The organism is Halomonas sp. AOP7-E1-9 (genome assembly GCF_052376035.1).
GTDB classification, from domain to species: domain Bacteria; phylum Pseudomonadota; class Gammaproteobacteria; order Pseudomonadales; family Halomonadaceae; genus Vreelandella; species Vreelandella citrativorans.
On sequence record NZ_JBQSVC010000027.1, the window covers coordinates 45,746 to 56,743 of the forward strand.

A 10,998-nucleotide genomic window follows, 5' to 3' on the forward strand; every position below is an offset into this window, starting at 1 on the left:
TTCGGGAGCATCATGCGCACACTGCTTGTAGCTGACATGCACTTAAGCAGCGACACCCCTGAGATCAATCAGGGGTTTTATCGCTATCTGGAACAAACGGCCCAGGGCGCAAGCGCCCTTTATATTTTGGGTGATCTTTTTGATGCGTGGATGGGTGATGACTTACTCGACACTCAGCATCCCCTTAGCGCCGTGGCGCTTGAAGTCATCCAACGCTTACGCAAGCTGAGCGATGACGGCACGGCTATTTATCTGTCTCATGGCAACCGTGACTTTCTGCTGGGCGAACGGTTTGTTAATGCCTGCCAGGCAACACTGCTCTCCGATGTGCAGGAAGTGGAGTTGGAGGGCGTGCCGCTTGTACTGTTGCATGGCGACAGCCTGTGCACCCAGGATGAAGCCTATATGGCGTTCAGGCAGCAGTCGCGCAATCCTGAATGGCAAGCACAGATTCTAGCGCTGCCTCTTGAGCAGCGCCTGGAGCTTGCCAAAAGCCTACGCATGCAATCAGGCGATGCCAACGCAAACAAGGCAGAAGCGATTATGGACGTGACCCATGCTGAAGTCGTACAACTGATGGAGCGTTATGGCGTTGCCACCATGATCCATGGCCATACACACCGCCCTAAGGTTCATGATCTTACGGTGGAAGACGTACCTGCTAAACGCTTTGTACTGGGTGACTGGGATGACCAGCACGGCTGGGACGTGATTATCGAGGAGTCTGACCGCCCTGAACCCAGGCTGCGTCAATTCTCCTTGGCCACGCCGCCCGCGGCGTAACTGCCTTCAGCAAACACAAAAAAGCCGATCAATCGATGATCGGCTTTTTTATTCATACCTGACAACGTTAGCGCTTGATATCCGCATCCTGATACAGGGTGTCAATCAAGCCCTGGATCACCGCTTGGGCTCTTAACTGCTCAGCCATTTGCGCGACAAAACCCGCTATTTGATCATTATCTTCGCCTGCCGATACGTCATCCAACGCGATAACCGCAACATCTTGCGACAGCGTAACAGCCCGGTACTGGCTTTCACCTTCATCCGGATTCGGCATACGGAAGACTTCCGACACCAATCCTTGAGGTAAAGAACTATTCTGCTGACGATTAACGTTAGTGGCTTCAAGCCAATTGACGTCGAGCGTCTCACCCGCATTAAGCGAAGCTGTCATTGCTTGAGCCTGCTCAAGCATGGCTTGTTGACGCTGTTGGGCGGCAACGGACTGCTCTACCTCATCGCGAACGTCATCCAGGCTTATCAGCGTCGCTTCACGGTGTTCGGCCACACGCAAGACCAAGCGTCGATCATCGTCGAGCTCAATCACTTCACTGTTATAGCCATCCGTCAGCACCTCTTCGCTGAAGGCTTCATCCAGCACGCCCGGCTCCGAAAGAACGCCTTCGCCTTCACCACGCGCGAGCCAATCGGTTTGCGTCAACGTTAAACCAATATCATCAGCGACGCTTTGCAAATCGTCCGCAGCAAAGCTCTGGTCAATCAGTTGCTGGACGTTAGCGTTAAACGTATCGTTAACTTCTCCTAACGCCACGTTTTGACGCAGAGTGTCGCGCTGCTCTTCAAACGAGGGGGCATCAACATCGGTCACTCGCAGAATGTGGAAGGCACCATCAACTTCAACGACCTGCGACGTTTCGCCTTCAGCAAGAGAGAATGCAGCCTCATCAAATGCATTGCCGAAAATACCGCGCGAAATCGTACCTAGATCGCCTCCTTCCTCGGCACTTGCTGTGTCATCAGAGTAGCGGAGTACCGTATCAGCAAAGGATTCGCCATCTTCCAGGTCATCATAAGCAGTGTCAGCAATGCTGCGTGCTTCTTCACGGGAACGTTCATCACCAAAGGTCACCATGATATGTGAAATGCGTCGATCCGCATTTTGATTCTGTTCACGCCACGCCTGGCGAAGCGTCTCTTCATCAATTTCACTTTCAGCGGCCATGGCTTGGCGATCAATCAGCACATACTCAACGCGTACCTGCTCAGGCCGCTCGAAACGCTCCTGATGGGCATCATAGTAAGCCTGTACCTGCTCGTCGGTGACATTGATATCAACATCTACGTCGTCGTTGTTCATCAGCACATAACGAAAACTGCGCTGCTGATTTTGTAACTCGGCCAAACGAGCCTGTTCGCTGGGCAGGCTAAAATCGCTGAATGCCAAGCCTTGCTGCAAATGCTGACGCTTAATGTCGACGCGCAAGTCCTGACGAAACGAGACAGGTGAATAGCCTGCACCCGCTAGCCGGTTACGGAAAATGTCGGCCGAGAAATGACCATTTTGATCATGAAACTCGGGGAGGCCTACAATAATTTGGTCTAACTGTGCATCGGAGACGTAGAACCCGCCGTCATCAGCGTACTGAGTAAGCAGTTGCTGGGTGATCAACTGGTCCAGCATATCATTGCGCAACGCACGCTCTTGTTCCGGCGGAACCTGGCCTGACCGAAGCGCTCGCTGCACCTCCAGCTCAACCTGCTGACGCATGATGGGCCGGCCATTGACACTTGCGACTTCATTGGGATCGCTGCCAAACACACTAAACAGTGATTCCACCCCAAACAGCGCCATGGCAGCCACCATGAGACCGATAATAATTTTGGCGCCCCAGCTTCTGGAGCCATTTCGAATACTTTGCAGCATGCTAGCCTCAGATAAACACAGCCATATAAATAAACCTTCACGTTGCCCGAAATCGTTTTCGGATAACCCCTTAAATACCAGGCCAAAAAATAACATGGGCGCATCGCGGATGCGATGCGCCCATTAGATTACATAAACACAGAACAATTAATTAACGGCGTCTTTCAGCGCCTTGCCTGCTTTGAAGCCAGGTACTTTCGCCGCTTTAATTTCGATAGGCTGGCCCGTCTGCGGGTTACGGCCAGTACGTGCAGCACGCTCTTTAATAGCGAAGGTACCAAAACCTACCAGTGAAACGCTTTCACCTTTTTTGAGGCTATCGGTGACAGACTCCACCATGGCATCCAATGCGCGGGTTGCCGCTGCCTTAGGAATATCGGCAGACGCGGCAATGGCTTCAATCAGCTCAGACTTATTCACACTTCACCCCTTAACTGTTTCAAAAAAATGGCTCTGTACGGCATGGCCACCAGAAGGTACAACCTCAAAGCATAGCTGCGTTTTATAGCAATGCCTTGAAACACCTGTCAAGCAAACACACCGTGGAATGCCCGCTGCACAAGGCTTTGGGCAAATTCTTTAAGTAAACATTAAAGACCAATGGCTTTAATATTAGTGTGTATTGGCTACGGTGGAGGAAGTAAACGATGTTTTAGCACCCTTTTCAGCACTTTTTAAAGACGTGCCCTCATCGTTTTCATCGCTCACTAGCGCCACCGCCAATACATCATCTATCCAGCGTACCGGACGAATATCAAGTGCACCCTTGATATTTTCCGGTACTTCCTTGAGATCACGACGATTTTCTTCAGGAATCAAGACGGTCTTTATACCACCGCGACGGGCTGCCAGCAATTTCTCCTTCAGGCCGCCTATCGGCAACACCTCGCCCCGAAGGTTAACTTCACCGGTCATCGCTACATCACAGCGCACTGCACGCTGCGTATAAGCCGACACCATAGCCGTTACCATCGCGACACCAGCGCTGGGGCCATCTTTAGGCGTGGCCCCTTCTGGCACATGGATATGCAGGTCTTCATTCTCAAAACGTACAGGGTCAATACCGAACCCGTGAGCACGCGCCTTAACAACGGTTTGTGCGGCACTAACGGACTCTTTCATTACATCGCCGAGCGAGCCCGTTTTGTTAATTCGCCCTTTACCTGGCGTCACCACAGACTCAATGCTGAGAAGCTCTCCACCGACTGATGTCCACGCAAGCCCTGTAACACGGCCAATCTGGTCATCCTGCTCAGCCAGCCCGTAGCTGTAACGTCGTACGCCGGCATAGGCTTCAATTTGCTCAGCAGAAAGGGTTTGCGTCTCTTCGAGGTCTTTACGCTCCAAGCGCTCGCGAAGCACTTTACGGCAGACTTTAGCAATCTGGCGTTCAAGTTCACGCACCCCCGCTTCACGCGAGTAGTAGCGAATAAGCTCTAGCAACGCATCGTCCTGAAGTGCCAGCTCATCTGTCTTCAGTCCATTGGCAGCAAGCTGCTTCGGCAACAGATAACGCTTGGCAATCGCCAGCTTTTCATCTTCGGTATAGCCTGGCAGACGAATAATTTCCATACGGTCCAAAAGCGGGCCAGGAATATTCATCGAATTGGCCGTACAGATGAACAGCGTCTCTGAAAGATCGTAATCCAGTTCCAGATAGTGATCGCTGAAGCTGTTGTTTTGCTCAGGATCCAACACTTCCAAAAGCGCTGAGGCTGGGTCGCCACGATGATCCATGCCGAGCTTATCCACTTCATCCAGCAGGAACAGTGGATTCTTGACACCTGCACGGCTCATGCGCTGCATTAGCTTACCGGGCAATGAACCAATATAAGTGCGTCGATGGCCACGAATCTCCGACTCATCCCGCACTCCACCCAATGCCAAGCGTACATACTTACGATTGGTCGCCCGCGCGATAGATTGGCCCAGCGAGGTCTTACCCACCCCAGGTGGGCCTACCAGGCACAGCACAGGGCCTTTCATCTTGCGTACGCGCTTTTGTACAGCCAAGTACTCAAGGATACGTGCTTTTACCTCTTCGAGGCCGTAATGGTCCTCATCAAGCACTTCTTGCGCTTTCACAAGATCATGCTTCACGCGCGTACGCTTTTTCCAAGGGACCGCTATCAGCCAATCCAGATAGGAGCGCACGACGGTCGATTCTGCAGAGTTAGCAGCCATCATTTTCAGCTTGTTCAGCTCTTGAGTCGCTTTATCGGCAGCCTCTTGTGGCATGCCCGACTCTTTGATCGCTTTCTCGTACTTTTCGGCTTCATTTGGTACGTTGTCGAGCTCGCCCATCTCTTTCTGAATGGCTTTCATCTGCTCGTTTAAGTAGTACTCGCGCTGGGTCTTTTCCATCTGCTCTTTAACACGTGAGCGGATGCGCTTTTCTACTTGAAGCAGATCAATTTCAGATTCGATTAAGGCCATCAGGTGCTCAATACGATCGCGCACCCTATCCATCTCTAAAAGCTCCTGTTTATCGCCAATTTTTAGCGATAAATGAGCACAGATGGTGTCCACTAGCCGGCTTGGATCTTCAATCCCGGAAAGCGAGTTAAGCACCTCATTGGGCACTTTTTTCGACAGTTTAACGTACTGCTCGAACTGATTAAGCAGCACGCGTACCAGCGCTTCCTGTTCGCGGCTGGTTAAGGGCTCGCTCTCTCGAGGAGAAAGATGGGCTTGCGTATAGCCCGCTTCGTTCTCTTCGATGTCCAGTACATCCGCGCGAAAGCTGCCTTCAATCAACACTTTTACAGTGCCATCGGGAAGCTTGAGCAGCTGCATAATGTCCGCCACAGTGCCCATGGCGTAGAGGTCGGCATTGTCCGGCTCATCCTGGGCAGCTTCTCGCTGAGCCACTAGCAATACGCGCTTATCAGCTTCCATCGCAGCTTCAAGCGCCTGAATCGACTTTTCACGCCCTACAAACAGAGGGATAACCATTTGCGGATACACGACGACGTCCCGCAACGGCAATAAAGGTAGACATTGAGTCTGTTCGGCGTTCTGCTGCATCGCAGACGTTCCTCAACAAATCGGAAGAGTACTTGATGGAACACCAAGACAAGTACATCACTGTATGAAAAGTACTACGCAGTGTAGAGCAAACTACGCAGTGACACCCATGAACAACAAGGGGCCGCCTAGGCGACCCCTTGGTTTAGCGCAAGCGGCTGAAGTCACGCCGTTGGCCTATTACTAGCCATCCGTGCCATCAACGCGAGCATCTTCCTGCTTTGAATACATCAAGAGCGGCTCGCTTTCACCTGCGATTACCGATGCATCGATAACCACCTTGCTGACATTTTCCAGTGATGGAATTTCATACATGGTGTCAAGCAATACCGACTCAAGGATAGAGCGCAGGCCGCGTGCACCTGTCTTCCGCTCCATCGCCTTCGCAGCAACCGCTCGTAACGCTTCGTCTCTAAACTCAAGCGTCACGCCTTCCATTTCGAAGAGCTTTCCATACTGCTTGATGAGCGAGTTTTTGGGCTCTGTCAAAATCTGGATCAGCGCGTCTTCGGTAAGCTCCGTCAACGTAGCAATGACCGGTAGGCGTCCAACAAACTCTGGAATCAAACCGAACTTCACCAGGTCTTCCGGCTCAACGTCTGCAAGCAGCTCACCGACACCACGTGCTGACTCTTTGCTCTTAACGCTGGCGTTAAAACCGATTCCGCCCTTTTCAGCCCGGTCACGTATAACCTTGTCCAGACCCGCGAAAGCGCCGCCCACAATAAACAGTATGTTACCGGTATTTACCTGAACAAACTCTTGCTGCGGATGCTTGCGGCCACCCTGAGGCGGTACAGAAGCCGTCGTGCCTTCGATTAGTTTGAGCAACGCCTGCTGTACACCTTCACCCGATACATCACGCGTGATAGACGGGTTGTCGGACTTACGAGAAATCTTGTCAATTTCATCGATATATACAATGCCGCGCTCGGCCTTCTCTACATCGTAGTCACACTTTTGAAGCAGCTTCTGGATGATGTTTTCAACATCTTCACCCACATAACCCGCTTCGGTCAGCGTTGTTGCATCCGCAATGGTGAAAGGTACGTTTAATAAACGTGCCATGGTCTCCGCTAGCAATGTTTTACCACTACCAGTGGGGCCGATGAGCAGAATATTGGATTTACCTAATTCAACATCGCCTTCACGTACGTCCGGTCTCAGACGCTTGTAGTGGTTATAAACCGCTACGGACAGCACCATTTTGGCGCGGTCTTGTCCAATGACGTAATCGTCCAGGGTATGACGTATTTCGCGAGGCGTAGGTAAACGCTCCTCATCGCTCTCGGCATCGGCTTCGAGAACTTCCTCGCGAATGATGTCATTACACAAGTCGACACACTCATCGCAGATATATACGGACGGGCCAGCAATCAGTTTACGTACTTCGTTCTGGTTTTTTCCACAGAACGAGCAGTAAAGTAATTTACCACCTTCATCCTTGCCTTTGCCGTCGGCCATTAGCGTACCTCTGTCACTGCGGCGGCTTGCACCGCCATAAAAGCTCGTTAGAAAAGCAAAACCTCATCACGCTATCAGGATGTAGGCCGCTTATCCAGCACTGCGTCAATCAAGCCATACTCTTGAGCTTTATTGGCGCTCATGAAATTGTCACGGTCGGTATCACGGGCAACCGCTTCCAGATCCTGACCAGTATGATGCGCAAGAATCTGATTCAACTTTTCGCGGATTCCCAGAATCTCACGGGTATGGATTTCAATGTCAGATGCCTGACCTTGATAACCCCCCAGCGGCTGATGAATCATGACCCGTGAATTAGGCAAGCAGTAACGCTTACCGGCTGCGCCTGCTGTTAAAAGCAGCGCGCCCATACTGGCCGCTTGACCAATACATACGGTTGATACATCGGGCTTAATAAACTGCATGGTGTCATAAATCGACATGCCTGCCGTTACCGAGCCACCCGGCGAGTTGATATAAAGATGGATATCCTTGTCGGGGTTTTCCGACTCAAGGAACAACATCTGAGCGACCACAAGGTTAGCCATGTAGTCTTCAACAGGGCCTACCAGGAAAATGACACGCTCTTTTAGCAGACGCGAGTAAATATCGTAGGCTCTTTCCCCTTTGGCGCTCTGCTCAACCACCATGGGCACTAAACCGCCGGCGTTTTGAATATCAAATCCACTCATTTGGGTGATTCCTTGCGTCCGATAAGGGAAAGGCGCACCGAGAACAGTGCGCCGCGCTGATGGGATTGCTTAGGCGTCTGCTTTCTCGCCTTCTTCAGCACCCTCGTCTTGTGCAGCCTGCTGCTGAGCGGCAGCTAATGCTTGCTGATAAGACATTTCAACGTCTTTAACGTTCGTTTGCTCAAGCAGTTTATCGACCGCTTTCTCTTCGAGAATGGCAGACTTAACCTGCGTTTTCAGCTGGTCGTTGCTCATGTAGTACTCAACAACCTCAGAAGGGTCCTGGTACTGCTCGGCCAGCTCTTCAACTTTTGCTTTAATCGCAGCATCGTCAGCGTCAAGCTCATTGACCTTGATCACTTCAGCCAGCAAAAGACCTACTTGAACGCGGCCCTTGGCCTGCTCTTCAAAAAGCTCATTGGGCAGCTGGCTAACATCAAAGTCTTCGCCAAGGCCAAACTGTTGAGCAGCCTGACGCTTCATTGCATCCGTTTCTTGCTGAACTAACGAGCTTGGCACCAGAATGTCGTTGGCTTCTTTAAGCGCGTCCAGCACCTGCTGCTTAACACGATTATCAACGGCCTGAGTCGCCTCACGCGTCATGTTCTTTTTGATTTCAGCGCGGAATTTATCCTGGTCGCCATCGTCTACGCCAAAGCGCTCAATGAAAGCAGCGTCAATTTCAGGCAGCTTCTGCGTGCTGACTTTATGCACCGTTACATTGAAGGTGGCTTCCTTACCTGCCAGATGCTCGGCCTGGTAATCTTCCGGGAAAGTAACCTTGATGGTTTTCTCTTCGCCAGCCTTGGCACCGATTAACTGCTCTTCAAAGCCTGGGATAAAGCTGTTGGAGCCAATCACTAGCGCGTGACCTTCTGCACTACCGCCTTCAAACGGCTCATCGCCCAGGAAACCTTTAAAATCAATCGTTACCTGATCGCCATCTGCTGCCGGTGTATCCGCATCTTGCCAATCGGCATTTTGTTTACGCAGCGTCTCGATCATTTCATCAACGTCAGCATCGCTTACGCTAACCACCGGGCGCTCAACGTCAGTGCCTTCGATAGAGGTCAACTCGATCTGCGGATAAATTTCCATGATCGCTACGAATTCAAGATCTTTACCGGCTTCATTAATTTGCGGCTCAATCTGAGGGTAGCCAGCCGGGTTAAGGCCTTCTTCAGTGATGGCACGTACGTAACGCTCACGCATTACCTCGCCCACTACTTCACTGCGAACGCTGTCGCTATAGCGTTGGCGGACAACAGACATTGGTACCCGGCCTTGGCGAAAACCATTCAGCCGCACGTTTTTCGCGGTGTCTATCAGGCGAGCACTGACAGCCTCGTCGATTTCGGCAGCCGGTACTTGGATAGAAATACGGCGTTCGATCTGGGAGGTCGTCTCGACGGAAACTTGCATGAATTGTCCTCTAGCGGCTGGGCGTTGTATTAACAGTGTTTAAATAAATTCCAAGGGGCAATTTTAAGAACCCTAGCGCACGGTGGCAAGCGCCATGCTCGCAAGATGGGGGCGCTGCGGTTAATTACAAGGGAATAAGTGACTAATTTATTACTTTTAGACCTCGGACACAGAATTACGTGCTCATTACGATAGGCTACCTGCCACTTAGCAACCTTTACTGGCTATCGTAACGATACTCATGACTACTCATCAAGACTTACCTATTTCACGCATTATGCAAACCAGCATTTTGCACTGCACACCCGACATCCCGCTTTGCCAAGCGGCAAAGCGTATGGCGAAGCGCCACTGCAGCTCTATTGTCATTATGGAGAACCACCAAGCGTTAGGTATTTGGACAGAGCATGACGCCTTGATGATCAATTTCAGCACGCCCTCGGCTCTAATGCGGCCGATCGCGGAATTTATGACATCACCCGTGCATACCGCGCCGCATCAAATGTTGCTCAGCGAGGCCCTACTCATCACTGAGCTACCTGCATCATATTACGGCCCAAAGCCTAAAAATAGATCGCCGTTTTATTGAGGCCTTTGCACCAGCAGGAGCACAACAGCCGCGCTATCGTTGCGGCGATTGCAAGCCCTCGTGAGCCAGGTATGAAGGTGGTCGCCGCAGGCGTTGAAACGGAGCAGCAATGGAACCTGCTGGGGTGAGTATACTATCGATTTTATCCAAGGGTTTTGGGCCTAAACGGGTTATTTATGGCGTTTAGGGCGCCACCATAAACTTACCGCATGCATTAAAAGACCACAGGTAGCGGCGTGAGAGATAAAGACTTCCCAGCTGATCCATGTGGTAAAAAGCGCGTGCCAAGCCCCCATGACTAAAGCGCCCACTAACAGCATGAGCACCAACCGTAGGCAAAGACGAGGTAATTGCTTGCGCGCGTCACGGGATAATAAACGCCATTGCGCTACCGCCGCACTGGCAACCAGTACGACACCCATCACAATAAGCGTTTGACGGGTACTGTGCCCACCTGCCATAAAACGCGGCAAAGATGCCAGCATCACCACACACAAACCGAGCGCAACACTAATGCGCTCTGCTGAAAAAGGCATCGGCTGCATTGCTTAGGCTACCTTTAGCTGCTGCTCTTCAATCCACGTCTCGACCCACGGTAGTGCGGCATCATCTGCCATAAATGTTTCCATGGCATCAATTTCCAACCGGTCACCCAAACGGCGTGCCCCATGGTCTTCAAGTAACGCATCAAGCGCTCTGCCCGCACCACAGTATGTATCACCGTAGGAGCTGTCGCCTAACGCAATCATGCCGTAGCGTAATGCCGTAAGGGCTGGGCTTGTATCTTTTAAGCTGCGCACAAAGGGCACAAAATTACCGGGAAAGTCACCACTGCCAGTGGTAGAGAGCACGAATAATGAGAGATCTTCATGGCTCGTTAGATCATCAAGCGTCGGCTGCTCAACAATATTAACGGCAAAGCCCGCTTGCTCGAATAATGGCTTTACCTGCTCAGCCACATCTAACGCACCGCCATACATCGTGCCAACCAATATGTTCAGTTGAGGCATTGTTGCTATCCCCTATTAAGTGTCACGGCGTTGATAAATAGCCGTTGAATTTGCAGGAATATTAACATACTTCATTTATACGGCACATTTCGCAAATGAACAGACAAGGCTGTATGCACCGTGGCG

11 protein-coding genes are annotated in these 10,998 nt (G+C 51.4%); 3 read left to right on the forward strand and 8 right to left on the reverse strand.

The features are described from left to right. Nucleotides 1–12: 12 nt before the first annotated feature. Nucleotides 13–783 (forward strand): UDP-2,3-diacylglucosamine diphosphatase, encoded by a 771-nt coding sequence (locus tag ACT3R4_RS14005; RefSeq protein WP_193054609.1) that lies wholly within the window; start codon nt 13–15, stop codon nt 781–783. 67 nt (nt 784–850) lie between these two features. On the opposite strand, the gene ACT3R4_RS14010 is transcribed toward ACT3R4_RS14005, so the two are convergent. The 6 genes from ACT3R4_RS14010 to tig form a co-directional block, all read right to left on the reverse strand. Next, a complete protein-coding gene (locus tag ACT3R4_RS14010; RefSeq protein WP_441679354.1) occupies nt 851–2,668 on the reverse strand; it encodes a SurA N-terminal domain-containing protein in 1,818 nt (605 codons plus the stop codon). A 147-nt stretch (nt 2,669–2,815) separates the two neighbouring features. Then, entirely contained in the window at nt 2,816–3,088 is a 273-nt protein-coding gene (locus ACT3R4_RS14015) for an HU family DNA-binding protein (RefSeq protein ID WP_087111465.1), read from the reverse strand. 192 nt (nt 3,089–3,280) lie between these two features. Further along, the gene (lon, locus tag ACT3R4_RS14020; RefSeq protein ID WP_441679353.1) at nt 3,281–5,695 is read right to left on the reverse strand and encodes an endopeptidase La; all 2,415 of its coding nucleotides are present in this window, start codon (nt 5,693–5,695) and stop codon (nt 3,281–3,283) included. A 183-nt stretch (nt 5,696–5,878) separates the two neighbouring features. Continuing rightward, nucleotides 5,879–7,159: an ATP-dependent Clp protease ATP-binding subunit ClpX gene (clpX, locus tag ACT3R4_RS14025; protein WP_172118799.1), complete on the reverse strand. Its 1,281-nt coding sequence runs from the start codon at nt 7,157–7,159 to the stop codon at nt 5,879–5,881. Nucleotides 7,160–7,233: 74 nt separating this feature from the next. Continuing rightward, nucleotides 7,234–7,851: an ATP-dependent Clp endopeptidase proteolytic subunit ClpP gene (gene clpP, locus ACT3R4_RS14030; RefSeq protein ID WP_193057203.1), complete on the reverse strand. Its 618-nt coding sequence runs from the start codon at nt 7,849–7,851 to the stop codon at nt 7,234–7,236. Between the two features lie 69 nt (nt 7,852–7,920). Then, nucleotides 7,921–9,273: a trigger factor gene (gene tig, locus ACT3R4_RS14035; RefSeq protein WP_193057204.1), complete on the reverse strand. Its 1,353-nt coding sequence runs from the start codon at nt 9,271–9,273 to the stop codon at nt 7,921–7,923. A gap of 277 nt (nt 9,274–9,550) precedes the next feature. Between tig and ACT3R4_RS14040 the strand changes: the two genes are divergently transcribed. Both ACT3R4_RS14040 and ACT3R4_RS14045 read left to right on the forward strand, forming a co-directional pair. Beyond that, nucleotides 9,551–9,862: a CBS domain-containing protein gene (locus ACT3R4_RS14040; protein WP_496203798.1), complete on the forward strand. Its 312-nt coding sequence runs from the start codon at nt 9,551–9,553 to the stop codon at nt 9,860–9,862. Between the two features lie 5 nt (nt 9,863–9,867). Next, nucleotides 9,868–9,990, forward strand: a complete 123-nt coding sequence (locus ACT3R4_RS14045; RefSeq protein WP_441679351.1) for a hypothetical protein — start codon at nt 9,868–9,870, stop codon at nt 9,988–9,990. 42 nt (nt 9,991–10,032) lie between these two features. Here ACT3R4_RS14045 and ACT3R4_RS14050 read toward each other — a convergent pair whose 3' ends face one another. Both ACT3R4_RS14050 and ACT3R4_RS14055 read right to left on the reverse strand, forming a co-directional pair. Then, nucleotides 10,033–10,407, reverse strand: coding sequence for a hypothetical protein (locus ACT3R4_RS14050; RefSeq protein WP_193054554.1), 375 nt, complete (start codon nt 10,405–10,407; stop codon nt 10,033–10,035). Nucleotides 10,408–10,410: 3 nt separating this feature from the next. After that, on the reverse strand, nt 10,411–10,872 hold the full coding sequence (locus tag ACT3R4_RS14055) for a flavodoxin (protein WP_193054553.1): 462 nt from the start codon (nt 10,870–10,872) through the stop codon (nt 10,411–10,413). Nucleotides 10,873–10,998: the final 126 nt, after the last annotated feature.